General features: G+C 72.6%; 21 protein-coding genes. 10 read left to right on the top strand and 11 right to left on the bottom strand.

Annotated elements, in window-relative coordinates; genetic code table 11:
* Positions 1-253 precede the first annotated feature (253 nt).
* The 6 genes from OG455_RS12325 to OG455_RS12300 all read left to right on the top strand — a co-directional run bounded on the left by OG455_RS12325 (position 254) and on the right by OG455_RS12300 (position 8,848).
* Positions 254-1,450 carry an ROK family transcriptional regulator gene (locus OG455_RS12325; protein ID WP_266300745.1) on the top strand — a complete coding sequence of 399 codons (1,197 nt, stop codon included), beginning with the start codon at positions 254-256 and terminating at the stop codon, positions 1,448-1,450.
* Between the two features lie 201 nt (positions 1,451-1,651).
* Complete coding sequence (locus tag OG455_RS12320) at positions 1,652-2,755, top strand: sugar ABC transporter substrate-binding protein (RefSeq protein ID WP_266293018.1); 1,104 nt, start codon at positions 1,652-1,654, stop codon at positions 2,753-2,755.
* A gap of 132 nt (positions 2,756-2,887) precedes the next feature.
* Positions 2,888-3,697 carry an ATP-binding cassette domain-containing protein gene (locus OG455_RS12315; protein ID WP_266293016.1) on the top strand — a complete coding sequence of 270 codons (810 nt, stop codon included), beginning with the start codon at positions 2,888-2,890 and terminating at the stop codon, positions 3,695-3,697.
* A 32-nt stretch (positions 3,698-3,729) separates the two neighbouring features.
* Positions 3,730-4,983 carry a sugar ABC transporter permease gene (locus OG455_RS12310; protein ID WP_266300744.1) on the top strand — a complete coding sequence of 418 codons (1,254 nt, stop codon included), beginning with the start codon at positions 3,730-3,732 and terminating at the stop codon, positions 4,981-4,983.
* A 223-nt stretch (positions 4,984-5,206) separates the two neighbouring features.
* Complete coding sequence (dxs, locus tag OG455_RS12305) at positions 5,207-7,141, top strand: 1-deoxy-D-xylulose-5-phosphate synthase (RefSeq protein ID WP_266293014.1); 1,935 nt, start codon at positions 5,207-5,209, stop codon at positions 7,139-7,141.
* A 186-nt stretch (positions 7,142-7,327) separates the two neighbouring features.
* Positions 7,328-8,848: a glycosyltransferase family 39 protein gene (locus OG455_RS12300; protein WP_266293012.1), complete on the top strand. Its 1,521-nt coding sequence runs from the start codon at positions 7,328-7,330 to the stop codon at positions 8,846-8,848.
* 59 nt (positions 8,849-8,907) lie between these two features.
* Here OG455_RS12300 and OG455_RS12295 read toward each other — a convergent pair whose 3' ends face one another.
* From OG455_RS12295 to OG455_RS12270, 6 genes are all read right to left on the bottom strand, one after another.
* Entirely contained in the window at positions 8,908-9,348 is a 441-nt protein-coding gene (locus tag OG455_RS12295) for an SPW repeat protein (protein ID WP_266293010.1), read from the bottom strand.
* A 167-nt stretch (positions 9,349-9,515) separates the two neighbouring features.
* On the bottom strand, positions 9,516-11,642 hold the full coding sequence (locus OG455_RS12290; RefSeq protein ID WP_266293008.1) for a 3-hydroxyacyl-CoA dehydrogenase NAD-binding domain-containing protein: 2,127 nt from the start codon (positions 11,640-11,642) through the stop codon (positions 9,516-9,518).
* A gap of 2 nt (positions 11,643-11,644) precedes the next feature.
* Positions 11,645-12,889 carry an acetyl-CoA C-acyltransferase gene (locus tag OG455_RS12285; RefSeq protein WP_266293006.1) on the bottom strand — a complete coding sequence of 415 codons (1,245 nt, stop codon included), beginning with the start codon at positions 12,887-12,889 and terminating at the stop codon, positions 11,645-11,647.
* A 192-nt stretch (positions 12,890-13,081) separates the two neighbouring features.
* Complete coding sequence (locus OG455_RS12280; protein ID WP_266293004.1) at positions 13,082-14,326, bottom strand: ribonuclease D; 1,245 nt, start codon at positions 14,324-14,326, stop codon at positions 13,082-13,084.
* Positions 14,327-14,439: 113 nt separating this feature from the next.
* Positions 14,440-15,156 carry a response regulator transcription factor gene (locus OG455_RS12275; RefSeq protein WP_266293002.1) on the bottom strand — a complete coding sequence of 239 codons (717 nt, stop codon included), beginning with the start codon at positions 15,154-15,156 and terminating at the stop codon, positions 14,440-14,442.
* 324 nt (positions 15,157-15,480) lie between these two features.
* Positions 15,481-16,155 (bottom strand): DUF3000 domain-containing protein, encoded by a 675-nt coding sequence (locus OG455_RS12270; protein ID WP_266293000.1) that lies wholly within the window; start codon positions 16,153-16,155, stop codon positions 15,481-15,483.
* 138 nt (positions 16,156-16,293) lie between these two features.
* Here OG455_RS12270 and hemE point away from each other — a divergent pair, with 138 nt between their 5' ends.
* A complete protein-coding gene (gene hemE / locus OG455_RS12265) occupies positions 16,294-17,367 on the top strand; it encodes a uroporphyrinogen decarboxylase (RefSeq protein WP_266300743.1) in 1,074 nt (357 codons plus the stop codon).
* On the opposite strand, the gene OG455_RS12260 is transcribed toward hemE, so the two are convergent.
* Positions 17,368-18,327 (bottom strand): DUF4349 domain-containing protein, encoded by a 960-nt coding sequence (locus OG455_RS12260; RefSeq protein WP_266292998.1) that lies wholly within the window; start codon positions 18,325-18,327, stop codon positions 17,368-17,370.
* Between the two features lie 138 nt (positions 18,328-18,465).
* On the opposite strand from OG455_RS12260, the gene hemG reads away from it, so the two are divergent.
* A complete protein-coding gene (gene hemG, locus OG455_RS12255; RefSeq protein WP_266292996.1) occupies positions 18,466-19,875 on the top strand; it encodes a protoporphyrinogen oxidase in 1,410 nt (469 codons plus the stop codon).
* 4 nt (positions 19,876-19,879) lie between these two features.
* A complete protein-coding gene (gene hemQ, locus OG455_RS12250; protein WP_266292994.1) occupies positions 19,880-20,593 on the top strand; it encodes a hydrogen peroxide-dependent heme synthase in 714 nt (237 codons plus the stop codon).
* A gap of 25 nt (positions 20,594-20,618) precedes the next feature.
* Here the strand turns inward: hemQ and OG455_RS12245 are convergent, their stop codons facing one another.
* Positions 20,619-21,572, bottom strand: coding sequence for an IS481 family transposase (locus tag OG455_RS12245; RefSeq protein ID WP_266292992.1), 954 nt, complete (start codon positions 21,570-21,572; stop codon positions 20,619-20,621).
* 175 nt (positions 21,573-21,747) lie between these two features.
* Positions 21,748-22,527, bottom strand: a complete 780-nt coding sequence (locus OG455_RS12240; RefSeq protein ID WP_266292990.1) for a TIGR04222 domain-containing membrane protein — start codon at positions 22,525-22,527, stop codon at positions 21,748-21,750.
* A gap of 119 nt (positions 22,528-22,646) precedes the next feature.
* Between OG455_RS12240 and OG455_RS12235 the strand changes: the two genes are divergently transcribed.
* Positions 22,647-23,570 (top strand): GNAT family N-acetyltransferase, encoded by a 924-nt coding sequence (locus OG455_RS12235; RefSeq protein WP_266292988.1) that lies wholly within the window; start codon positions 22,647-22,649, stop codon positions 23,568-23,570.
* Positions 23,571-23,579: 9 nt separating this feature from the next.
* On the opposite strand, the gene OG455_RS12230 is transcribed toward OG455_RS12235, so the two are convergent.
* Both OG455_RS12230 and OG455_RS12225 read right to left on the bottom strand, forming a co-directional pair.
* Entirely contained in the window at positions 23,580-24,080 is a 501-nt protein-coding gene (locus OG455_RS12230) for a SigE family RNA polymerase sigma factor (RefSeq protein WP_266292986.1), read from the bottom strand.
* A gap of 75 nt (positions 24,081-24,155) precedes the next feature.
* Positions 24,156-24,989: a hypothetical protein gene (locus OG455_RS12225; RefSeq protein ID WP_266292984.1), complete on the bottom strand. Its 834-nt coding sequence runs from the start codon at positions 24,987-24,989 to the stop codon at positions 24,156-24,158.
* Positions 24,990-24,993: the final 4 nt, after the last annotated feature.

Genomic DNA, 24,993 nt, shown 5'->3' with positions numbered 1-24,993 from the left:
CATCGTAGAGGTGCGCGATTTTCGGGCGGTCCCAGGTCCGCCGCGGACGCGCCCGGCGGGGGCGCGCGGCCCGGTCCGACGGCGCGACTGAGCCGCCGTTGAGCTTCACGGCGATCCCGGTTGCCGTCTTGACGCGGCTCCCCGGACTTCGCTCGGCATAGAGTTCAGAAGTTGAAGGTGCTGTTTTCCGCAACGGCGCGGTGGGGCGGGGGACCGTCGGGTGCCCGCGCCCGAAGGAGGTCGATTCATGTCCATGGATACGCCGGGTTCGCAGTCCTCGCTGCACCGGGCCAATCTCGAACGGGTGCTGCGCGCGGTGCGGATGGCGGGCTCGCTCACCCAGGCCGAGATCGCCCGGGCCACCGGGCTCTCGGCGGCGACGGTCTCCAACATCGTGCGCGAGCTCAAGGAGGGCGGCACGGTGGTGGTGGCCGACACCTCCTCCGGCGGGCGCCGGGCCCGCAGCGTCTCGCTCAGCGGGGACGCCGGGATCGTGGTCGGCGTCGACTTCGGCCACTCCCACCTGCGGGTGGCGGTGGGCAACCTGGCGCACCGGGTGCTCGCCGAGGAGAGCGAGCCGATGAACGTGGACGTCTCCGCCGAGCAGGGCTTCGCCCGGGCCGAGGCCCTGGTGGCGCGGTTGCTGACGCAGGCCGGGTTCCGGGCCGACAAGGTGATCGGGGTGGGGCTGGGGGTGCCGGGCCCGATCGACGTGGAGACCGGCGCGCTCGGCTCCACCGCGATCCTGCCGGGCTGGACCGGCATCGCGCCGGGCCGCGAGCTGGCCCAGCGGCTGGGCATGGAGGTGTACGTCGACAACGACGCCAACCTCGGCGCGCTCGGCGAGCTGGTCTGGGGCGCGGGGCGGGGGCTGGGCGACCTGGCGTACATCAAGGTGGCCAGCGGGGTGGGGGCCGGACTGGTGATCAACGGCCAGATCTACCGGGGCCCCGGTGGCACGGCCGGCGAGATCGGGCACATCACGCTGGACGAGTCCGGGCCGGTCTGCCGCTGCGGCAACCGGGGCTGCCTGGAGACCTTCGTCGGCTCCCGCTACCTGCTCAACCTCTTGAACGCGAGTCACGACCGGGAGCTGAACCTCTCCGAGGTGGTCCAGCTGGCCCAGCAGGGCGACCTCGGCTGCCGCCGGGTGATCGCGGACGCCGGCCGGCAGATCGGGACCGGGGTGGCGACCCTGTGCAACCTGCTCAACCCGCGCCGGGTGATCCTCGGCGGCGACCTCGCCGAGGCCGGTGAGCTGGTGCTTTCCCCGATCCGGGACTCGGTGGCCCGGTATGCGATCCCCTCCGCCGCACGTCAGCTCTCCATCGTGCCGGGCACGCTGGGTGGCCGGGCCGAAGTCCTGGGCGCGCTGGCCCTGGTGATGAGTGAGATGGGTGAAACCGGCGCAATCGGACACGGCGTGGCGGTGGGGAGCCGGCGCGCCTGACGCGGTGTCGTCCCTCGCACAAGAGGGACGAAAGTGGACATGGTCGGACAGTTTGGTCTCGGCTTAGCCTTCAGGAAGATAACGAAAGGATTTGGATCCTCCGAGCACTGGGTTTACTTGTTGACGGCAACGCGAGGTGGCGGGTTGACTCCCTTCCACCTCGCCGCGATGTTGCGGCTCTGTCAGGGAGGCTCCCCCCACATGAACGCAATGATGCGTCGCGTCGTCGTCGGAACCGCTGCGGTCTCGATGGCCCTCACCTTGGCCGCGTGCGGCAAGGCGGGTAGCAGCAGCTCGAACTCCGCGAGCTCGGGCGACAACAAGACCATCGGCCTGCTCCTCCCCGAGAACTCCTCGTCGGTCCGCTACGAGTCCTTCGACAAGCCGCTGATCACGGCCAAGGTGAAGGACCTCTGCGCCGACTGCACCGTCAAGTACAACAACGCCAACGGTGACGCGGCGACCCAGAAGCAGCAGTTCGACACCCTGGTCTCGCAGGGCGTCAAGGTGATCCTGCTGGACGCGGTCGACGCCACCGGTACCGCCTCCTGGGTCACCCAGGCGCAGGCGAAGGGCGTCAAGGTCATCGCGTACGACCGGCTGGCCACCGGCCCCGTCGCCGCGTACATCTCCTTCGACAACGAGAAGGTCGGCGAGCTGCAGGGCCAGGCGCTGATCGACGCGATCACCGCGAACGGCGGCGACCCCAAGACCTCGAACATCGTCATGATCAACGGTGACGACGCCGACCCGAACGCGGGTCAGTTCAAGGCCGGCGCCCACAAGGTGCTCGACACCGGTGTCGGCAAGGTCGTCTACGAGCAGTCCGGCGAGTGGAAGCCCACCGTCGCCAGCCAGAAGATGGGTGCCGCGATCACCGCGCTCGGCAAGACCGGCTTCCAGGCCGTCTACTCCGCCAACGACGGCATGGCCGCCGCCATCATCACCGCGCTGAAGGCCCAGGGCATCAACAACATGCCGGTCGGCGGCCAGGACGCGGCCTCCGACGCCATCCAGCGGATCCTGACCGGCGACCAGGCCTACACCATCTACAAGGCCTACAAGCCGGAGGCCGAGGGCGCCGCCACCGTCGCCGTCGACCTGCTGCACGGCGTGGACGTGACCGGCACCGCCACCTCGACCACCCCGAGCGGCGGCCAGAACATCCCCTCGCTGCTGCTGACCCCGGTCGTGGTGACCAAGAAGAACATCGAGTCCACCGTGATCGCCGACGGCCTCTACAAGGCCTCGGACATCTGCACCGCCCAGTACGCCGACGCCTGCAAGGCCGCGAACATCCAGTAGCGGACGCGCCTTCAGCAAGCGACGCAGTCGGCCGGGCCGCAGCAGCGGGCCGGCCGGCCCCGTCGGCACTTCGGCGTGCGGTAGCCCTGCTGAGCTGCGCGTGCGCCCCTTGAGTCCCCAAAGGAGCCACCGATGGTTCAGACAGACATACCCGTTCTCGCCCTGCGCGGCGTCTCCAAGCGGTTCGGCGCCGTCCAGGTGCTGACCGACGTGGAGTTGGAGGTGCACGCCGGCCAGGTGGTCGCCCTGGTCGGCGACAACGGCGCCGGCAAGTCCACCCTGGTCAAGACGATCGCCGGGGTGCACCCGATCGACGAGGGCGTCATCGAGTGGGCCGGCCGTCCGGTGCACCTGAACCGTCCGCAGGACGCCCAGGCGCTGGGCGTCGCGACGGTCTACCAGGACCTCGCGCTCTGCGACAACCTCGACGTGGTCGCCAACCTCTTCCTCGGCCGCGAGCTGACCCGCGGCGGCCGGCTCGACGAGGTGGCGATGGAGAAGCGCGCCAAGGAACTGCTCGACACGCTCTCGATCCGGATCCCCAGTGTGCGGATCCCGGTCGCCGCGCTCTCCGGCGGCCAGCGCCAGGTGGTCGCCATCGCCCGCGCGCTGATCGGCGACCCGAAGGTCGTGATCCTGGACGAGCCGACCGCCGCCCTCGGCGTCGAGCAGACCGCCCAGGTGCTCGACCTGGTCGAGCGGCTCCGCGACCGGGGCCTGGGCGTGATCCTGATCAGCCACAACATGGCGGACGTGCGCGCGGTCGCCGACCAGGTCGCGGTGCTGCGGCTGGGCCGCAACAACGGCGTCTTCCCGGTCGCCGGCACCAGCCACGAGACGATCATCTCGGCCATCACCGGCGCCACCGACAACGCGGTGACCCGCCGTCAGGCCCGCGTCGCCGACGCGACCGTCAAGGCCGGCGCGGAGGCGACCAAGTGAGCAAGCACGCCACCACCCAGAAGGCTCCCACTGTGACCCAGACGACCTCCGACAGCGCGGCGCCCATCCCCGCCGCGGACCCCCGCCTGCTGGTCCGCGAGCAGGGCTTCGCCGGCTACCTCGGCGAGTTCAAGCGCAAGCTGCGCTCCGGCGACCTCGGTTCGATACCGGTGGTGCTCGGACTGATCCTGATCGCCACCATCTTCCAGGTGATCACCGGCAACTTCCTGACCGCCGGCAACCTCTCCAACATCACCCTCTACATCGCCGGCCCCGGCCTGATCTCGGTCGGCATCGTCTTCGTGCTGCTGCTCGGCGAGATCGACCTCTCGCTCGGCTCGGTGGCCGGCGTCTCGGCCGCGGTCTCCGCGGTGCTCTCCATCCAGCACGGCGTCAACGAGTACCTGGCGGCGATCCTGGCCGTGCTGGCCGCGCTGGCCATCGGCGCGCTGCACGGCTTCTTCTTCGCCAAGATCGGCGTGCCCGCCTTCGTCGTGACGCTGGCCGGCCTGCTCGCCTGGAGCGGCCTGCAGGGCTACGTGATGGGCAACACCGGGACGCTCAACAACATCCCGAACGGCTTCATCGCCCACCTGGACAACTACTTCTTCGCCGACGTCGCCGCCGCCTACGCGCTGGCCGCGATCAGCGTGGCCGGCTACCTGGCCGCCGCGCTGCTGGGCGCCAGGAGCCGCCGCGAGGCCGGCCTGCCCGCCCGGCCGGTCAGCGAGATCGCGCTGCGCGCCGCGGTGCTGGCGGTGCTGGCCTTCGGCGCCGCCTACACCCTCAACCAGGACCGCGGCCTGCCGCTGGCGCTGGTGGTCTTCCTCGGTGTGGTCGTCGCCACCGACTTCGTGCTGCGCCGCACCTCCTACGGCCGCAAGGTCTTCGCGGTCGGCGGTGGCGTGGAGGCGGCCCGCCGGGCCGGCATCAACGTGGCCCGGGTGCGGATCTCGGTCTTCATGATCTCGGCCGGTCTGGCCGCGGTCGGCGGTCTCTTCATCGCCTCGCAGGCCGGGTTCGCGGACAAGCAGCTGGGCAGCGGCAACGTGCTGATGAACTCGATCGCGGCGGCCGTCATCGGCGGCACCAGCCTCTTCGGCGGCCGCGGCAAGACCTGGTCGGCGCTGCTCGGCATGCTGGTGATCCAGTCCATCGTCACCGGCCTGGACCTGCAGGGCATCAGCCAGTCCATCCAGTACATGATCACCGGTGCGGTGCTGCTGGCCGCGGTGGTGCTGGACTCCGTCTCCCGCCGGACCCAGAAGTCCTCCGGCCGCGGCTGACCCGGCCGCTGCTGATCGCACCGACCGCCGCCGCCCTCGCCCGGCGTCCGCGGTGAAGACCCGGGACGCGCCCGAACCAAGGGGCCCGTCCCGGGTCTTCGCACGCCTGGTGGGAGCGGTGAAGGCGCCCCGCGCCGCAGAGTGTCCGACGGGTGGACATTAGACTCGACCAGCTGGGTAGTCCGACAGCCTGCCCGGACACGTACCGACAGAGGAGGAACGGGTGCCCCTGCTGACCCGCATTCGGGGACCGCGCGATCTCGACCGGCTCTCCCCGGGGCAGCTGGCTGCCCTGGCCGAGGAGATCCGGGGCTTCCTGATCGAGGAGGTCGCCAAGACCGGCGGACACCTGGGCCCCAACCTCGGGGTGGTCGAGCTGACCATCGCCCTGCACCGGGTCTTCGACTCCCCGCGCGAGCGGATCCTCTTCGACACCGGGCACCAGTCCTACGTGCACAAGCTGCTCACCGGCCGGCAGGACTTCAGCCGGCTGAAGATGAAGGGCGGCCTCTCCGGCTACCCGTCCCGGGCCGAGTCCGAGCACGACGTGATCGAGAACTCGCACGCCTCCACCGTGCTCGGTTACGCCGACGGCATCGCCAAGGCCAACCAGCTGCGCGGCCTGACCGACTGCCCGGTGGTCGCGGTCACCGGCGACGGCGCGCTGACCGGCGGCATGGCCTGGGAGGCGCTGAACAACATCGCCGACGGCAGGGACCGCCCGGTGGTGATCGTGGTCAACGACAACGAGCGCTCCTACTCGCCGACCATCGGCGGCCTGGCCAACCACCTCACCACGCTGCGCACCACCCAGGGCTACGAGCGCTTCCTCACCTGGGGCCGCGACACCCTGCAGCGCACCCCGGTGCTCGGCCAGCCGCTGGCCGGCGCGCTGCACGGCGCCAAGAAGGGCCTGAAGGACTTCATCGCGCCGCAGGGCATGTTCGAGGACCTGGGCCTGAAGTACCTCGGCCCGATCGACGGCCACGACATCACCGCCCTGGAGTCCGCGCTGCGCAAGGCCCGCGGCTTCGGCGGCCCGGTGATCGTGCACTGCATCACCGAGAAGGGCCGCGGCTACCACGCCGCGCTGCAGAACGACGAGGACCGCTTCCACGCGGTCGGCGTGATCGACCCGGACACCGGCCGGCCGGTGAAGAGCTCCAGCAAGGACTGGACCTCGGTGTTCGGCGAGGAGATGGTGGCGCTGGGCCGCGAGCGCGAGGACATCGTGGCGATCACCGCCGCGATGCTGCACCCGGTGGGCCTGGCCGACTTCGCCAAGGCCTTCCCGAAGCGCACCTTCGACGTCGGCATCGCCGAGCAGCACGCGGCCGTCTCGGCGGCGGGCCTGGCCACCGCCGGCCTGCACCCGGTGGTCGCGGTCTACGCGACCTTCCTCAACCGGGCCTTCGACCAGGTGCTGATGGACGTGGCCCTGCACCGGGTCGGCGTCACCTTCGTGCTGGACCGCGCCGGGGTCACCGGCACCGACGGCGCCTCGCACAACGGCATGTGGGACATGTCGATCCTGCAAGTGGTGCCCGGCCTGCGGCTGGCCGCCCCGCGGGACGCCGACCAGCTGCGCGCGCAGCTGCGCGAGGCGGTCGAGGTGACCGACGCGCCGACCGTGGTGCGCTACTCCAAGGGCTCGGTCGGCCCGGCGGTCGCCGCGCTCGGCCGGATCGGCGGGATGGACGTGCTGCGCGGCAGCGCCGAGCCCCTCGCCCCGCGGGCCCCGGTCGAGGGCGGGCACCGGGCGGACGTGCTGATCGTCTCGGTCGGCGCGCTGGCCCCGCTCTGCCTGGAGGCCGCCGCGCTGCTGGACGCCCAGGGGATCAGTTCCACCGTGATCGACCCGCGCTGGGTCAAGCCGGTGGACGCCGCACTGCCCGGCCTGGCCGCCGAGCACCGGGTGGTCGTCACGGTCGAGGACAACGGGCGGGCCGGCGGCGTCGGCTCGGCGATCGCGCAGGCGCTGCGGGACGCCGAGGTGGACCTGCCGCTGCGCGACTTCGGCATCCCGCAGGAGTTCCTGGACCACGCCAAGCGCGAGGAGATCATGGCCGAGATCGGGCTCACCGGCCCGGACATCGCCCGCCAGGTCACCGCGCTGGTCGCCCGCCTCGACCAGCGGTCCGCACGGGTCGACGCCTGACCCGGGGCCCGGCCGGGCCCCGGGGCGAGCAGCCCGGATCGCGAAGGAGTGCCGCGCAGTGCCGCGGGACCGCTCGTCGAGCGTTCGTCCAGCGATCTCCCAGCGATCTTTGGGACAATATGACATTCATATCTGAATTCGGGACCGGCAGCGCTTCCGCCGGTCCCGCCCGGTAGGTTGTCCCTCGTGCCTGCCGAGACCTCGACCCCCGCGCGCCCCGCCGTGCTCGCCGCGCGGATCTCCGAGCGCATCCGCACGGGGTACTGGACCAGGCTGGTCCCGGTGCTGGCCGTGCTCGCGACGCTGACCCACATCCCCTCCTTCCTGCGGCCGGTGTGGAGCCCCGACGAGGGCTACCTGGCCACCCAGGCCCGGATGCTCGCCGACGGCGGCGTGCTCTACGACACCGTGGTGGACCGCAAGCCGCCGCTGCTGCCCTGGCTCTACGAGGCCTGCTTCTCGGTCTTCGGCTCCCTCTCGCTCTGGCCGCTGCGCACCCTGGCGATCGTGGCGCACGTGGTCACCGCCGTGCTGCTGGCCTCGATCGCGCGCGGCCGCTGGGGCAACCGGGCGGGCGGCGCGGCCGGAGTGCTCTACCTGATGCTCTCCATCGGGCTCTCCCCCGAGGACACCCAGGCGGCGACCTTCGAGGTCTTCATGCTGCCCGCGATGGTGGCCGCCTTCCGCTACGCCGAGCGGCGGCGCTGGCTGGCCGCCGGGATCGCGGTGGCGCTCTGCTCGCTCACCAAGCAGACCGGCGGCGCGGTCCTGCTGCCGGTGCTCTGGATGCTCTTCCAGGACGCCAGGCTGCGCTCGGTGCCCTGGCGCAGCGCGCTCGCCAAGCTCGGCCTGGGCACCGCGCTGCCGATAGTCCTGGTCGCGGTGATCCTCACCAAGCCCAAGGGCTTCCTCTTCTGGGTGGTCACCGGCAGCGGCGACTACGCCTCGCTGAACGGCGACTGGCTGCAGATGCTCGGCCGGGCGCTGGGCAACTCGGCGATCCTGCTGGCGGCGGGCCTGGGCTTCCTCTTCCCGCTCGGCCACCGGCTCTGGATGCGCTACCGCACCGGGCGGGCGCTGCCCACCCGCGGCGAGTCGCACGGGTCGGCCGCCGACCTGTGGGTCTGGCTCTTCTCCTCGGTGGTCGCGGTGGCCACCGGCTTCCACTTCTTCGGCCACTACTACCTGCAGCTGATGCCGCCGCTGGTGCTGCTCGGGGTCGGCGCGGTCTCGGTCTCGGCGGTCCGCTGGAAACCGGTGCTGGTCTACAGCGCGGTCGCCTGCACCGCCTTCTGGTCGCTCGCGGTGGCGTGGCCGGGCGAGCAGATGAGCCAGAACAACCAGGTGGCCACCGCGGTGGCCGAGCGCAGCACGCCCAAGGACACCGTGCTGGTCTGGGGCATGCACCCCGAGCTCTACTGGCTCTCCGACCGCAAGCCCGCCACCCGCTACCTGACCGCCGGCTTCCTGACCAACTTCAGCGGCGGCAAGGGGGGCGCGGACGTCGGCGAGCAGTACAGCGTGCCGGACGCCTGGCAGACCTTCGACAAGGAGCTGAGCAACGGCCTGCCCGCCGTGGTGGTCGACGACTCCGGCAGCGCCCCGTACCAGCCCTCCCAGGTGCCCGCGATCGAGAACCTGCTGGACACCCACTACCAGGTGGTGGGCGCCTACGGCGACGCCATGGTCTACCGCCTCAAGAAGTGAGCCGCCCCAAGAAGTGAGCCGCCGGCTCCCGGGGGAGTCGGCGGCTGCGGGGGTGCCGCTCAGCGCCGGCGGCCCATCACCAGGCCCGCCGCCGAGAAGGCGAGCAGGCAGGTCAGGCCACCGACGATCACCTGGTTCCAGATCATGCCCCGGGTCGCCGTGTGCCCCACGGTCACCACCCAGGGGGAGATGATCAGGAAGACGCCGGTCGCGGCCATCGCCCAGGTCAGCCCGAACATCCGGGCCGGCGCGAGGGTGAGGCCGAGCCCGAGCGCGGCGATCCCGATCCCGAGGATCAGGTTGCAGATCGTCAGCTCGTGGCTGGCGGCGCTGAAGTGCACCACGTAGGGCGAGATGGCCAGGTAGAGCCCGGCGAGCACGACCAGCCCGTCGACCGCGACTCCTCGGGGCCCGTCCATCACGCGTGCGTACCGGGTCCGCATCTCCGAGATGTCCGGGTGCGTCGAGAGGTCACCGGTTCGATGTGAGACGTCGGCCATACGACTCGCCTCCTTCGGTGTGCAAGTGCATCCGCTTGGCCTATCGGTATTATGCGCTTTGTCCTCATTTGATGTATAGCGATGGGGTTCGCGCAGCCGAAAGGGCGGCCCACTCGTTACCGAGTGGGCCGCCCTTCAGGTGTTCAGCGGCTGTCGCGCGCGCGGTCTCAGACCGGCACGCTGGCCAGGCCGGGGGCCAGGAACTTCTTGCCGTTCACCCGCTCGGAGACGCCCTCGCGGTCCAGGTACGGGGTGATCCCGCCCAGGTGGAAGGGCCAGCCGGCGCCGGTGATCATGCAGAGGTCGATGTCCTGCGCCTCGCCGACCACGCCCTCGTCCAGCATCAGGCCGATCTCCTGGGCGACGGCCTCCAGGGCGCGGGCCCGGACCTGCTCCTCGGTGAGCGCGGCGGCGCCGAAGGAGAGCAGTGCCAGCACCTCGGGGTCCAGGACCTGCTGGCCGTCCTGCCAGATGTAGAAGCCGCGCTTGCCGGCCTTGACCACCTCGGCGAGGTTCTCGGAGACGGTGAACCGCTCCGGGAAGGCGCCGTGCAGCGTCTCCGAGACGTGCAGCGCGATGGCCGGGCCGACCAGTTCGAGCAGCGCGATCGGGGACATCGGCAGGCCGAGCGGCCGCACGGCCGCCTCGACGGTCTCGAACGAGGTGCCCTCGTCGATGATGTTCTGGATCTCGCCCATGAAGCGGGTCAGGATCCGGTTGACCACGAACGCCGGGGCGTCCTTGGCCAGCACGGCCGTCTTCTTCAGCTTCTTGGCGACCGCGAAGGCGGTGGCCAGCGAGGCGTCGTCGGTCTGCTCGGCCCGCACGATCTCCAGCAGTGGCAGGATCGCCACCGGGTTGAAGAAGTGGAAGCCGACCACGCGCTCCGGGTGCTGGAGCTTGGAGGCCATCTCGCTGACCGAGAGCGAGGAGGTGTTGGTCGCCAGGATGGTGGTCGGCGAGACCACGGCCTCCAGCTCGGCGAAGACGTTCTGCTTGACGCCCATCTCCTCGAAGACGGCCTCGATCACGAAGTCCGCGTCGCCGAAGGCGGTCGCCTTGTCCAGGTGCCCGGAGACCAGGCCCTTGAGCTTGTTCGCCTTGTCGCCGCCGATCCGGCCCTTGGCGAGCAGCTTGTCGACCTCGGCGTGCACGTAGCCCACGCCCTTGTCGATCCGCGCCTGGTCGATGTCGGTGAGCACCACCGGCACCTCCAGGCGGCGCGCGAAGAGCAGCGCCAGCTGCGAGGCCATCAGGCCGGCGCCGACCACGCCGACCTTGGTGACCGGGCGGGCCAGCGACTTGTCCGGCGCGCCGAACGGGCGCTTGGCCCGGCGCTGCACCAGGTTGAAGGCGTAGATGCCGGAGCGCAGCTCGCCGCCCATGATCAGGTCGGCCAGCGCGGCGTCCTCGGCGTCGAAGCCGGCCTGCAGGTCGCCGTTCTTCGCGGCGGCCATGATGTCCAGCGCCCGGTAGGCGGCCGGGGCGGCGCCGTGCACCTTGGCGTCGGCGACCGCGCGGCCCCAGGCGATGCACTGGTCCCAGTTGTCGCCGCGGTCGATCTCCGGGCGCTCGACCACGGTCTCGCCCTTGAGGACCTTGGCGGCCCACAGGATCGACTGCTCCAGGAAGTCGGCGGGCTCGAAGATCGCGTCCGCGATGCCGAGCTCGAACACCTCCTTGCCCTTGAGCTGCTTGTTCTGGCTCATCGAGTTCTCGATGATGACCTTGACCGCGTTGGCCGGGCCCACCAGGTTCGGCAGGATGGTGCAGCCGCCCCAGCCGGGCACCAGACCGAGGAAGACCTCGGGCAGCGAGAAGGCCGGCGTGCCGGAGCTGATGGTGCGGTAGGTGCAGTGCAGGCCGATCTCCACACCGCCGCCCATCGCGGCGCCGTTGTAGAAGGTGAAGGTCGGCACCGGCAGCGCGGCGATCCGCTTGAAGACCTCGTGGCCGCCCTTGCCGATGGCCAGCGCGTCGCCGTGCTCCTTGAGCAGCTCGACGCCCTTGAGGTCGGCGCCCACGGCGAAGATGAACGGCTTGCCGGTGATCGCGACGGCGATGATCTTGCCGTCCGCCGCCTCGGCCTCGACCTGGTCCAGCGCCTCGGAGAGCTTGAGCAGCGAGCCGGGCCCGAAGGTGGTCGGCTTGGTGTGGTCGAAGCCGTTGTCCAGGGTGATCAGCGCCAGCCTGCCGGCCTGCAGCGGCAGGTCGAGGTGGCGGACGTGCGCGGTGGTGACGACCTCGCCGGGGAACAGCTCGGCGCCGCGCTTGAGGAGCTCAGTGGTGCTCATGGTCACTTACCACCCTCGAACTCGGTCGACTCTGTCGCTTCGCTCCAATGGGGGTTCTCCCAGATGACGGTCGCGCCCATGCCGAAGCCGATGCACATGGTGGTCAGGCCGTAGCGCACGTCGGGGCGCTGCTCGAAGCGGCGGGCCAGCTGGTTCATCAGGCGCACGCCCGAGGAGGCCAGCGGGTGGCCGAAGGCGATCGCGCCGCCGAACGGGTTGACCCGCTCGTCGTCGTCCGCGATGCCGTAGTGGTCCAGGAAGGAGAGCACCTGCACGGCGAAGGCCTCGTTGACCTCGAACGCGCCGATGTCCTCGATCGTCAGGCCGGCCTTGGCCAGGGCCTTCTCGGTGGCCGGCACCGGACCGATGCCCATCACCTCGGGCTCCACGCCCGCGAAGGCGAAGTCGACCAGGCGCATCTTGACCGGCAGGCCGAGCTCCTCGGCCACGTCCTCGGCGGCCAGCAGCGCGGCGGTGGCGCCGTCGTTCAGACCGGCCGAGTTGCCCGCGGTGATGTTTCCGTGCGGGCGGAACGGGGTCTTCAGGCCGGCCAGCGACTCCATCGTGGTGCCCGGGCGCATCGGCTCGTCCGTGGTCGCCAGGCCCCAGCCGGTCTCGCCGACCTCGGGGTTGGTGTTGCGGATCGCGATCGGCACCAGGTCGGGCTGGATGTCGCCGTTGGCGTACGCCTTGGCGGCCTTCTCCTGGGAGCGCACCGCGTAGGCGTCGCAGCGCTCCTTGGTGATGTGCGGGAACCGGTCGTGCAGGTTCTCCGCCGTCATGCCCATGAAGAGGGCCGACTCGTCGACCAGCTTCTCGGAGACGAAGCGCGGGTTCGGGTCGACGCCCTCGCCCATCGGGTGGCGGCCCATGTGCTCGACGCCGCCGGCCACGACGATGTCGTAGGCGCCGAAGGCGATGCCGCCCGCGGTGGTGGTGACGGCGGTCAGCGCGCCGGCGCACATCCGGTCGATGGCGTAGCCGGGGACCGACTTCGGCAGACCGGCCAGCAGCGCGGCGGTGCGGCCGATGGTCAGACCCTGGTCGCCGATCTGCGTGGTGGCCGCGACGGCGACCTCGTCGATCCGCTCGACGGGCAGGTTCGGGTTGCGGCGCACGAGCTCCCGGATGCACTTGACGACCATGTCGTCGGCGCGGGTCTCGTGGTAGATGCCCTTCGGGCCGGCCTTGCCGAACGGGGTGCGGACGCCGTCAACGAAGACGACGTCCCTCGCGGTACGAGGCACGGGGGCTCTCCTCCCAGGGGACTGACATGGTGCGCAGAGACGCGCTCGCGGGCGAGCAGCGCTGCTTCACCGTCATGCTACTGGTCGGTAACCAACTTGCCCAGGGCCGGGTCGGCGTGCCGGGTGTGTCCCGCGCCACGCCTGGGCCGCACCCGGCACGCGACCCGGCCCGCCGGTCTCAGCCGGCCGGTCTCAGTCGGCGGGTCGCGCCGCGGCCTCGAAGGCCTCGGCCACCACGGGTGCCACCAGCTCGACCTGCCAGCGCCGGGCGCCCAGCGTCCGCAGCGCCCCGGCGATGGCGGGTGCGGTGGGCTCGGTCGGCGGCTCCCAGCAGACCCGGCGGATCAGGTCGGGCGTGATCAGGTTCTCGGCGGGCAGGTGGTGCCGCTCGGCCAGCTCGGTCACCGCCGCCCTGGCCCCGGCGAGCCGGGCGGCGGCCACCGGGTCCTTCTCGGCCCAGGCCCGCGGCGGCGGGGGGCCCTCGTGCGGGGCGGCGGCCGGGGGCAGCTGCGCCTCCGGGATCGCCCGGGCCCGGTCGAGCGCGGCCAGCCACTGCTCCAACTGGCGGCGGTGCACCCGGGGCCCGAAGCCCTGGAGGTTCTGCATGGTCTGCACGGTGGTCGGCATGGCGAGCGCGGCCGTCACGATCGCCGCGTCGGAGAGCACCCGGCCGGGCGAGACGTCCCGGTCCTGCGCCTGCTTGTCCCGGGCCTGCCACAGCTCGCGCACCGCCGCCAGCTGCCGGCGCCGGCGCACCTTGTGCAGACCGGAGGTGCGCCGCCAGGGGTCGACCCGGGGGGCCGGGCGGGGGGCGGCGGCGATCGAGGCGAACTCCTCCAGCGCCCAGTCGAGCTTGCCCTGGGCCTCCAGCTCCGCTTCGAGCGCGTCGCGCAGCTCGACCAGCACCTCGACGTCCAGGGCCGCGTAGCGGAGCCAGGGCTCGGGCAGCGGACGGGTGGACCAGTCGACCGCCGAGTGCTCCTTGGCCAGCGTGTAGCCGAGCACGCTCTCGGTCATCGGGCCCAGGCCCACCCGGGCGAAACCGGCGATCCGGCCCGCGAGTTCGGTGTCGAAGAGCCGCTGCGGGCGCATCCCGACCTCGGTCAGGCAGGGCAGGTCCTGGGTCGCCGCGTGCACCACCCACTCGGTGTCGGCCAGTGCCGCGCCCAGCGCGCTCAGATCGGGGCAGCCGACCGGGTCGATCAGCGCGGTGCCCGCGCCGGCCCGGCGCAGCTGGATCAGGTAGGCGCGCTGCCCGTAGCGGTAACCGGACGCCCGTTCGGCGTCGACGGCGACCGGACCGGTGCCGCCCGCGAAGGCCGCGACCACGGCCGCCAGCGCGGTTTCGTCCGCCACCACTGGTGGCAGGCCCTCCCGCGGTTCGAGCAGCGGCACCGGGGCGGACTCTAGGGCGATGGCTTCTGCGGCGTCGGTCACTCACCAAGGGTACGACGAGCCCCGTCGGCGGGACCCTGCTCGGCGGTCTCGGAGCTGCCCGGATGCGCGTGGCGGCCCGGAGGAAACGTTCCTCCGGACCGCCGCGCGGCCCCTCAGTGGATGATGCCGGTCCGCAGCGCGACGGCGACCATGCCGGCCCGGTCGCCGGTGCCCAGCTTGCGGGCGATCCGGGCCAGGTGGCTCTTCACGGTCAGCGCGGAGAGGCCCATGGCCACGCCGATCGCCTTGTTCGACTGCCCCTCGGCGACCAGTCGCAGCACCTCGACCTCGCGGCCCGACAGCTCGCGGTAGGCGGCCGGCGCGGCCCCCGGTGCGCCGGGAGCCCCGGGGGCGCCGGGAGCGCCCAGGTGGCCGGGGGTGCCGGGCATCCCGGGCCGGCGCATCCGGCCGGCCAGGCCCCCCGCGCCCAGCGGCAGACCGGGCCGCCCCGGCATCGCGATGTTGGTCCGGGTGCCGGTGACCACGTAGCCCTTGACGCCGCCGGCCAGCGCGCTGCGCACCGCGCCGATGTCGTCGGCGGCGGAGAGCGCCAGGCCGTTGGGCCAGCCCGCCGCGCGGGTCTCGGCCAGGATGGTCAGGCCGGAGCCGTCCGGCAGGTGGACGTCGGCCACGCAGATGTCGCGCGGGGTGGAGACCCGGGGGCGGGCCTCCGCGATCGAGGAGACCTCGATGACGTCGCGCACGCCGAGCGCCCACAGATGGCGGGTGACGGTGTTGCGGACCCGGGGGTCGGCGATCACCACCATCGCCGTGGGCTTGGTCGGGCGGTAGGCGACCACGTTTGCGGGGTGATCGAGCAGGACCGACACCGTGCCTCCTGAGGGGAGTGGCGGACGGAACCCCGATGGGCGAAGGAGTCGGAGTGTTCCGCGTGTGGAAAGGGTCACAGACTGCTTCGGCATCATCCGTGCCCGGCTTTAGCGAATGATCACGATCTAGTGAGCCAGAATACGGACAAATCACTCGGCCGAATGGTGCGACATGCGCACGGGACGGTAGGAATCGATCGCAAACGGGATGAAATGGTCAGCCCTCATCGGGCAGTTGACGTCCGGTCACAGCCAGTGATGCCTGGTGAGCAGCCCGGCGACCCGCCTGGAGGCGGTGCGGGAGCGTTGACGCGGCGTCAGCCTTCAGTGTGAGCGCGGCCGGCGCCTGGCCGGCATCGGGACCACTCCGCCGAGTGACGGCGCGTCCGGCGCGGCCAGGGGCGCGGGAGAACTCGGCGGCAGCCCCGCGCAGACGCAGAGCAGGTCCGCCCAGGCCGTCAGGTGCCGCTCGAACCGCCCGTCGGAGGGCGTCCAGGAGGCCCGCAGCTCGATCTCGGTGGACGGCCGGCGCTCGGCCAGCGCGCCGAAGTACTGCGAGGCGCAGCGGGTCACCGTGCCGCCCGGCGCGGCGAAGCCGGCGCCCTGGGTCTGCAGCGCGTCCATCAGCCAGGCCCAGCCCACCTCGGTGAGCAGCGGGTCGCCGGCGATCTCCGGCTCCAGCTCGGCCCGGGTCATGGTGACCACCCGGAACTCCCCCTGCCAGGCCTCGGGCGCGGCGGGGTCGTGCAGCAGGACGAACCTGCCGTCGGCGAGCTCCTCGCCGTCCAGCTCCACCTCGGCGGTCACCGCCCAACTGAACGGGGCCAGGCGGCGCGGGGCCGGCGTCGCGGAGAGCCGCACCTCGGGGCGCAGGCGCAGCGCCGCCAGCGCCTGGACCGCGCTGCGGAAGGCGTCGCCGTGCGGCTCCGCCGCGGGGATCGATGCCGACTCCTTGCTCGTTCCGCCCTGCTGTGCGGGGTTCCCGCCGACCGCTGCCATGAGCTGAAGACTAGGCCCTGTCCCTGGGAACGCGGCGGAGCGGCACGCCCTTGGACGATCCGACGACCAGGGCGCGGCCGGGATCCGCAAGGCGCGTGGGAGGATGGCGGGGTGAGTGAGACGACCGCAGCCCAGCCCATCGTGCCGACCCCCGCAGCCCCGCCCGCCGCGCGCGGCCGGGCGTACGACTCAGCCTTCCTGCGGGCCTGCCGGCACGAGCCGGTACCGCACACCCCGGTCTGGTTCATGCGCCAGGCGGGCCGGTCACTGCCCGAGTACCTCAAGGTGCGCGAGGGCATCCCGATGCTCGACTCCTGCATGCGGCCCGAGCTGGTCAAGGAGATCACCCTGCAGCCGGTGCGCCGCCACCAGGTGGACGCGGCGATCTTCTTCAGCGACATCGTGGTGCCGCTCAAGGCGGTCGGCATCGATGTGGACATCAAGCCGGGCATCGGCCCGGTGATCGCCGACCCGATCCGCACCGCCGCCGACCTGCAGCGGCTGCGCCCGCTGGAGCCGGACGACGTCCCCTACATCACCGAGGCGATCGGCCTGCTGGTCGACGAGCTCGGCGCCACCCCGCTGATCGGCTTCGCCGGCGCCCCGTACACGCTGGCCAGCTACCTGGTCGAGGGTGGTCCCTCGAAGAACCACGAGCGCACCAAGGCCATGATGTACGGCGAGCCGGAGCTCTGGGCCGAGCTGGTGGACCGGCTGGCCGAGATCACCGCCGCCTTCCTCAAGGTGCAGATCGCCGCGGGCGTCTCCGCCGTCCAGCTCTTCGACTCCTGGGTCGGCTCGCTGGCGCCGGACGACTACCGGCGCTCCGTCATGCCGGCCAGCACCAAGGTCTTCGACGCGGTCGCCGACCTCGGCGTGCCCCGGATCCACTTCGGCGTCGGCACCGGCGAGCTGCTCGGCCTGATGGGCGAGGCCGGCGCCGACGTGGTCGGTGTGGACTGGCGGGTGCCGCTGAACGAGGCGGCCCGCCGGGTCGGCCCCGGCAAGGCGCTGCAGGGGAACCTCGACCCGGCGGTGCTCTTCGCGCCGACCGGCGTGGTGGAGGCCAAGGCCCGCGAGGTGCTGCACGCGGCCTCGGCACTGGGCGCCAGCGGCCACATCTTCAACCTGGGCCACGGCGTGCTGCCGAGCATGGACCCGGACGCGCTCAGCCGCCTGGTCGCCTTCGTGCACGAGGCCAGCGCGCGCTGATCACTCGGTCTGCTCGGCCTGCTCGGTCTGCTCGGCCGGTTCGCCTTGCACCGCCACCGGCACAGCCACGGCCATAGCCGCCGCCCGGCCCGCCCGGCGGCGGCGCAGGACGAACCAGAGCACCGGCGCCACGACGACCAGGAACGGCGCCGCGGCCGCCAGCACGATCAGCAGCGCGCGCAGCACCGCGAGGAGGACCCGCCAGCCGCTCGCCAGCGCGTGTCCGACCGAGCCCCAGAAGCCGCGCCCCGTCGGGGCCTTCGGTGCGATCGCCGCCGGAACCGGCGCGGCGGCCTGCAGGTTGACCGTGATGGTGGAGAGCGAGGTCTGGGCGGCCAGTTGCTGCTGCTGGGCCTGCAGTGACTCCAGGGCGGCCTCGCGGGTGCTCAGCTCGCCCTCCAGCGTGACGATGTCGTTCAGCGAGGTGGCCTGCTGCATCAGCTGGCGGACCCGGTCCACGCTGGCCTGCTGGCTCTTCACCCGGCTGTCCACGTCGACCACCTGCTGGGTGAGGTCGTCCGCCTGGCTGGTGCGGTTCAGCACGGTGCCGAAGCCGGCCAGCTGGTCGAAGCTCTTGGCGAAGGCCGCCGACGGGATCCGGAGCACCACCTGGGCGGATCCGGCGTCGCCGGTGTCCTCGTGCTCGACGTAGCCCGACTGCTGGGCGGCCAGTGTCTCGGCCTGCTGGACGGCGCTCTCGATGCCGGCGACCCGCAGGGTGAGCCGGCCGGTGTAGGCGATGGCCCGCGGGTCGGCGCTGGGCAGCGCGCTGGGCGCGCCGCCGGGCAGCGGTGCGCCGCTGGGGGCCGCCCCCGGTGCCCTGGCGGGCTGCGCGCCGGCCGCCATCGGGGCCGCCGCGCTGTCGCTCCTCGCGCCGCTGTCCGCGCTGCACCCGGCCAGTGCCAGGACGGCGGCGACCGCCAGCGCGGCCCCGGCTCTGCTGATCCGCTTCCTGCTCATTCTCTTCCCCTCCCGTTGACGTATCCGCTTGGACGGAGCGGGAGCTGACGGAGTTTCAGGTTCCCGGTTGCGACTGCGTCACGGCCTGGTCACCATCCGGACCGGGGGCGCCCGCGGAACTCTGCGAGACTGCGGGGCATGGCAGAAGCACTTCCCAAGGTCACCGTGATCGGCGGCGGCATCGCAGGGCTGGCCGCGGCCGCCCACCTGGCCGGCGCGGCCGGCGGACCGGCCCTCGCCCGGGTCACGCTGCTGGAGGCCGGCGAGCGGCTGGGCGGCAAGCTGCGCACCGGCGAGGTCGGCGGGGTCCAGGTCGACCTCGGCGCCGAGTCGATGCTGGCCCGCCGCCCCGAAGCCGTCGAACTCGCCCGGGACGTCGGCCTGGCCGACCTCCTGGAGCCGCCCAGCACCGCCAAGGCCGCCGTCTGGACCCGTGGTGAGCTGCGCCCGCTGCCCGGTGGGCAGTTGATGGGCGTCCCCGGCGACCTCGCCGCGCTGGCCGCCTCCGGTGTGCTCAGCCCCGAGGGCCTGGCCAGGGCGCGGGCCGAGCGCCCCGCCGGAGCGGCGCTGGGCGACGATGCCGCGATCGGGGCCTACGTGGCCCAGCGGCTCGGCCAGGAGGTGGTGGACCGGCTGGTCGAGCCGCTGCTCGGCGGCGTCTACGCGGGCCGCGCCGAGGAGATCTCGCTGCGCGCCGCCGTCCCCCAACTGCTGGCGATCGCGCAGGGCGGCGGCTCCCTGGTCGAGGGCGTGCACGCGCTGCTGGACCGCCCGCAGGCTGGCGGCCCGGTCTTCCAGGGGCTGCGCGGCGGGATCGGCACGCTGCCGACCGCCGTCGCCGCGGCCTGCGAGCGGGCCGGGGTCGAGCTGCGGCTGCGCGCGCCGGTCAGCGAGCTGCGCCGCACCGCCACGGGCTGGCTGGTCGACGGCCGGGCCTGCGACGCCGTGCTGCTGGCCACCCCCGCGCCGGTGGCCGCGAAGCTGCTGGCCACCGAGGCCCCGGACGCCGCCGCCGAGTTGGCCGCGATCGAGTACGCCGGGATGGCGCTGGTCACCCTCGCCTTCCACCGCGCCGAGCTGGCCCCGGCGCCGTCCGGCAGTGGCTTCCTGGTCCCACCGGTGGACGGCCGCTCGATCAAGGCCGCCACCTTCTCCAGCCGCAAGTGGGGCTGGCTGGAGCGCGCCGCACCCGACGCCTTCGTGCTGCGCACCTCGCTCGGCCGCTACCGGGACGAGGCCGCGCTCGACCTGGACGACGCCGAGCTCGTCGCCCGCTCACTGGCGGACCTGCGCGAGGCCGTGGGCCTCACCGCGCGCCCGTACGCGAGCGTGGTGAGCCGCTGGCGCGCCGGCCTGCCCCAGTACCCGGTGGGCCATCAGGCCAAGGTTGCCCGGATCCGGGCGGCGGTCGGCCGGCTGGGCGGCCTCGCGCTGGCCGGCGCGGCCTACGACGGCGTGGGCATCCCGGCCTGCGTGGCGAGCGCGCGGCGCGCCGTCGACGAATTGTTGACCCCGCCGCCGGGGCGGCGAGCCGGAAAGGGAGAATGAGGACATGACCGATACCGCTGAGCAGACGCCGCAGAAGAAGAAGGCCCGGGACCTGAACCAGGTCATCCGCTACACCATGTGGTCGGTGTTCAAGCTGCGGGACGCGCTCCCCGAGGACCGCGCCGCGCTGGCCACCGAGGTCGAGGAGCTGTTCGAGCAGCTGGCCGCCAAGGACGTCACGGTGCGCGGCAGTTACGACGTCTCGGGCCTGCGTGCCGACGCCGATCTGATGATCTGGTGGCACGCCGAGAACTCCGACGACCTGCAGGAGGCGTACAACCGCTTCCGCCGCACCGCGCTGGGCCGCCTGCTGGCGCCGGTCTGGTCGAACATGGCGCTGCACCGCCCCGCCGAGTTCAACAAGTCGCACATCCCGGCCTTCCTGGCCGACGAGCACGCGCGCGACTACGTCTGCGTCTACCCGTTCGTCCGCTCCTACGAGTGGTACCTGCTGCCGGACGAGGAGCGCCGGGCGATGCTCTCCGAGCACGGTCAGATGGCCCGCGGCTACCCGGACGTGCGCGCCAACACGGTCGCCTCCTTCGCGCTCGGCGACTACGAGTGGCTGCTCGCCTTCGAGGCGGACGACCTGCACCGGATCGTCGACCTGATGCGCGATCTGCGCCCGTCCCGCGCCCGGCTGCACGTGCGCGAGGAGGTCCCGTTCTTCACCGGCCGCCGCAAGCCGATCAGCGAGCTGCTGGCCGGACTCGCCTGAGCCCAGGGCCTGCGGACCGCGAGACCTAGGTGTTCTGACCCGTGAGGTTGGGGACGCGGCTGGCGGGTGATTGGCCCTTGAGCGCGGTGTGTCCGCGGTGGTGATTGTAGGTGTGGAGCCAGGCGGGGTAGGCGTCGCGTCGTTCCTGCTCGGTGCGGTAGGGCCTGGCGTAGGCCCATTCGTCGAGCAGGGTGCGGTTGAAGCGTTCGACCTTGCCGTTGGTCTGTGGCCGGTAGGGCCGGGTTCGTTTGTGGGTGATCCCGGCGGCGGCCAGGACGTCCCGCCAGGGGTGGGACTTGTAGCAGGAGCCGTTGTCGGTCAGCACGCGCTGGACGGTGATCCCGGCCTGGGCGAAGAAGTCCTGGGCTCGGGTCCAGAACGCGGCGGCGGTCTCCTTGCGCTCGTCGGTCAGGATCTCGCTGTAGGCGAGGCGGGAGTGGTCGTCGACGGCGTTGTGGAGGTAGCTGTAGCCGGTGCCGGAGCGGGTCTTGCGGCCGGCCTGGCGGCCGAGCACCTGGTGGCCGCCGCCGTCGGGGATGTTGCCGAGCTTTTTGATGTCGACGTGGACCAAATCGCCTGGTGCGTCGTGTTCGTAGCGGCGGATGGCGCGGCCGGTGGCGCGGTCGAGGTGGGTGAGGCGGGCGAGGCGGTAGCGGGTCAGGACCCGGTGGACGGTGGCGGGGTTGAGCCCCAGCAGGTAGGCGATGCGGGCCGGTCCCCAGCGGCGCAGGACGCGGACCTTGATGATCCGGCGCTCGGTGCGGGTCGGGGTGCGGCGCGGGCTGTGGTGCGGGCGGCTGGACCGGTCGTCCATGCCGGCCTCGCCCAGGGCCCGGTAGCGGTCCGCCCAGCGCTTGGCCGTGGTGGGCGAGACCTGGAAGCGTTCGGCGGCCCGGCGCAGCGGCCAGCCGTCCTCGACCACGCATCGGGCCAGGCGCAGGCGTCCGGTCTCAGTCAGGGGTGCGTTACGGTGTGGCATGAGGGCCTTTCTGGCGCTGGGGTAGATGTCGCAATCCACACCTGGCCAGAAGGCCCTCACTCATTTCAAGATCTGCCAGCCGTGAGCCCTGTCACCAACCTCCGTGGTCAGTACACCTAGGGCCTGTCCGGGCGATCCTGCCGGGCGCGCGACGCCAAGATCGCCCGGACGGGCCCTAGCCGCGCAGCGCCATCCGCAGTCGGGCGTCCGGCACCGCGTCCGCGCCGTCGATCGCCACCGCCGTGAGCAGCCGGCGCTCCGCGTCGCCCGCGCCCTCGCCGCTCGAACGGCGGGGGCGGCGGCGCAGTTCGCGCAGCACCTCCGCCCCGGCCGGGGCGGCCCAGCGGGTGTAGGGGTGCACGTCGACCCGGGCCATCAGCAGGGTGCCGGTGGTGAGGATCAGCGGCAGCGAGAACCAGGCCAGGGCGGCGGCGCTGCTGTGGCGGCCCGGTGCGCTCAGGGTCATCGCCGCGACCAGCAGCACCACCGAGAGCAGCAGCGCCTGGCGGACCTGGCGCACCGCCAGCACCGTGTTCTCCCGGGTCACCGCGGGCGTGGCCAGGCCGGCCAGCGAGAGCCGGGCGCCGATCTCGGCCACCGTCGGATGTTCGCTCAGCGCCTCGCGCAGCTCGGCCGTGCGGCACTGCCCCTCCGGGCCTATCTCGCTGATCAGCGCCCGCTCCAGGCGGCTGCGGCCCTGCGGGTCGACCACCGTGGTCCAGCCGGTGTGCGCCAGGTGCAGTCGCCCGCGCCCGTTCATCAGCACGAGCGCGAGGTCCACCACCCGCTCCGGACCGCCCGCCAGGTAGGCCGTCTCGTACAGCCCGATCGCCACCTGCTCCGACTCCTCCGCCACCAGCCCGGCCAGTGCGTCGGCCGAGGCTGCGGCCCGGATCAGCCGCAGGCAGGCGAGTACCGCGACGACACAGGCCGGAACCAGGAAGAGCAACCACATGGGCCCTGTTCTAGACCCCGCGCGCCGCTGCCGGGAACGGAAACCGGTTTCGCGATATCGAATCGTGACCGTGGGAAATTCCGTGGCGGCCCTCCTCGGGCACGGTTAGCGTACGACTGATGACCCATCAGATCCGTGATTTCGCCCCCGCTGACGCCGGCGACGCGGTGGCCGCCGCGGCCTGTCAGCAGGCCGGCCGCGCGTACCGCCTGATCACGCCGGAGGTGGCCGCCTGGCAGGTCCGGGTCCAGCTGGCCGGGAGCCGCTACCGGCACCTGCTCGCCGAGCTGGACGGCACGGTGGTGGGCAGCGCCCGCTGCGCGCTCGCTGTGCACAGCGGCGAACGTGGCCAGGCCCACCTCGACCTCTCGGTGTTGCCCGGGCACCGGGGCCGCGGCGCGGGCCGCGCGCTGCTCGCCGCCGCGGAGGACCACCTGCGCGAGCTGGGCGCCACCCACGCGCACGGCTGGGCCGACGAGGAGCGGCGCTCGCTCGCCTTCGCCGAGCGGCACGGCTACCGGCCGGGCCGCGCCGTGCGGTTCGCCCGGCTCGACCTGAGCGGTCCGCTGCCGCGGGTCCCGTCACTGCCGCCGGGCGTCGAGCTGCGCACCGCCGCCGACTTCCTGGACGATCCGCGCCCGATCCACCGGCTCGACGTCGAAGCCGGTGCCGACGAACCGGGTGACCTGTCGCTGGATGCCATGGGCTACCAGGAGTGGCACGAGACTGTCTGGTCGCGCCCGGACCAGGCCCACGAGCTGACCGTGGTGGCCGTCGTGGCCGGCGAGCCCGTCGCGCTCAGCGCCGTGCTCAGCGATGGCCGCACCCGCTACTGGTCGAACTTCACTGTCACCCGGTCGGCCCACCGCGGCCGCGGCCTGGCCAAGGCGGCCAAGACGGCCTCGCTGCACCGGGCCCGCGCGGCCGGGCTGACCGAGGCGTTCACCGCCAACGACGAGACCAACGAACCGATGCTGGCGATCAACTCCTGGCTCGGGTACACGCGGTGCGGTGGCCAGTACAGGGTGGTCAGGGAGCTGTAGCGGCACCGCTCAGCTGAAGAGCAGCTCGCGGTCCGGCCCGAAGTGCGCGCGCAGCAGGGCCAGCGCCCGACTGCTCTGCGACTTCACCACGGAGACGCTGACCCCCAGGGCCTCGGCGGTCTGCTCCACGCTCTGGTCCTCCCAGTAGCGCAGCAGCACGATCGCCCGGTCGCGGGGCGGCAGCAGGGCCAGGGCGTTCAGCAGGGTGAGCCGCTCGGCGGTCGGGTCGCCCTGCTGCGGACGGTCCGGCAGCTGGTCCACCGCGAGTTCGCCGCTGCTGCGCAGGCGCCGGTGGTCGAGCAGCGTGTTGAGCAGCACCTTGCGGGTGTAGGCGAACGGGTCACCGCCCTGACGCGCGACCCGGCCCCAGGCCAGGTACATCTTGGTCAGCGTGCTCTGGGTCAGGTCCTGGGCCAGGTGCCAGTCCCGGCACATCAGGAAGGCGATCTGTCGCAGGCGGGTGGCGTTCGCCTCGGCGAACGCGGTGAAGTCGGCTTCGCGGCGCACCATCGGACTCCCGGTCTCTGAGGGTGGAAGTGGGGGAAGCCGCGGCCCCGCTCGGGGGCCGCGGCAGAGACGGTGCGGTTACTTGGTGATGTGCAGGTTGGGGTACTTCGCGTCGGCGGCCTGGACGAACGCGGCCGGCATCCGGTCGCTGATCGCCGCGGTGGCGGCCAGGGCGAGGGCCTGGTCCTGGGTCAGCGGCGGCACGTGCGGGCTCGTGACGCCGGGCGCGTCCGTGCAGTTGGGCATCCAGACCGCGACGTCGACGCCGTCGTGGCGGCGCAGCACGACGAGGGAGTGCTGCCAGCAGGCGGCCGGGTTGGAGACCACCTCGTACTGCTCGCCGCCGGCCGTGGTCGAGCAGTGGTAGCTGTAGCCGGCGGGCCAGTCGCCCGGCTGGCAGAAGTCGTACTGCGACTTGTACGCCGCGACCTGCAGCACGGCGGTGCCGTGCTGCGAGTGCACGTTGAGGGTGACGGAGGGGTTGGGGGTCGCCGGGTCGCCCAGCTTGGCCGAGTAGGTGTCCGTGGTCAGCCCGGCGGGCAGTGCGCTCACCACCGCGTCCAGCAGAGCGGCCGGGGTGTCCGCGACCAGCTGGTCCGAGGCCGTGGCGGCCGCGGGGACGGAGGCCGGGGCGGCCGCGGCACTGGGCGACCCGGTCGCGGCCGCGGTCAGCTCGGTCCGCTGCGCCGGCCCGCTGTCCAGCACGCCGACCAGCAGGCTGGCCGCGACGGCCGCGGCGGTCACCGAGCCGGTGACCGCGCCCAGGGTGCGCCACCGCCGCTGCCGGCGCCCGCGCTGGGCGGCGAGGGTGACCAGGTCGCCCAGCGGGGGCGCGCTCGTCCCGGCCAGCTCGGTGGCCAGCGACTGGTGGAACTCGTCGGGTCGGAACCCCACGTTCTCGTTCTCGTTCATTCGG

This window comes from Kitasatospora sp. NBC_01287 (assembly GCF_026340565.1).
Taxonomy (GTDB): Bacteria; Actinomycetota; Actinomycetes; order Streptomycetales; family Streptomycetaceae; genus Kitasatospora.
The sequence above is the reverse complement of the archived record's forward strand: the minus strand, read 5'-3'. Positions and strand labels throughout refer to the sequence as shown.

Excerpts from the sequence above, each read along its gene's own strand:
- OG455_RS12235 (WP_266292988.1), top strand. The coding sequence starts at position 22,647 with ATGACCCATCAGATCCGTGATTTCGCCCCCGCTGACGCCGGCGACGCG.
- OG455_RS12240 (WP_266292990.1), bottom strand. The coding sequence starts at position 22,527 with ATGTGGTTGCTCTTCCTGGTTCCGGCCTGTGTCGTCGCGGTACTCGCC.
- OG455_RS12315 (WP_266293016.1), top strand. The coding sequence starts at position 2,888 with ATGGTTCAGACAGACATACCCGTTCTCGCCCTGCGCGGCGTCTCCAAG.
- OG455_RS12295 (WP_266293010.1), bottom strand. The coding sequence starts at position 9,348 with ATGGCCGACGTCTCACATCGAACCGGTGACCTCTCGACGCACCCGGAC.
- OG455_RS12270 (WP_266293000.1), bottom strand. The coding sequence starts at position 16,155 with ATGGCAGCGGTCGGCGGGAACCCCGCACAGCAGGGCGGAACGAGCAAG.
- OG455_RS12290 (WP_266293008.1), bottom strand. The coding sequence starts at position 11,642 with ATGAGCACCACTGAGCTCCTCAAGCGCGGCGCCGAGCTGTTCCCCGGC.
- OG455_RS12260 (WP_266292998.1), bottom strand. The coding sequence starts at position 18,327 with ATGAGCAGGAAGCGGATCAGCAGAGCCGGGGCCGCGCTGGCGGTCGCC.
- hemQ (WP_266292994.1), top strand. The coding sequence starts at position 19,880 with ATGACCGATACCGCTGAGCAGACGCCGCAGAAGAAGAAGGCCCGGGAC.
- OG455_RS12320 (WP_266293018.1), top strand. The coding sequence starts at position 1,652 with ATGAACGCAATGATGCGTCGCGTCGTCGTCGGAACCGCTGCGGTCTCG.
- OG455_RS12230 (WP_266292986.1), bottom strand. The coding sequence starts at position 24,080 with ATGGTGCGCCGCGAAGCCGACTTCACCGCGTTCGCCGAGGCGAACGCC.
- OG455_RS12325 (WP_266300745.1), top strand. The coding sequence starts at position 254 with ATGGATACGCCGGGTTCGCAGTCCTCGCTGCACCGGGCCAATCTCGAA.
- OG455_RS12245 (WP_266292992.1), bottom strand. The coding sequence starts at position 21,572 with ATGCCACACCGTAACGCACCCCTGACTGAGACCGGACGCCTGCGCCTG.
- hemG (WP_266292996.1), top strand. The coding sequence starts at position 18,466 with ATGGCAGAAGCACTTCCCAAGGTCACCGTGATCGGCGGCGGCATCGCA.
- OG455_RS12225 (WP_266292984.1), bottom strand. The coding sequence starts at position 24,989 with ATGAACGAGAACGAGAACGTGGGGTTCCGACCCGACGAGTTCCACCAG.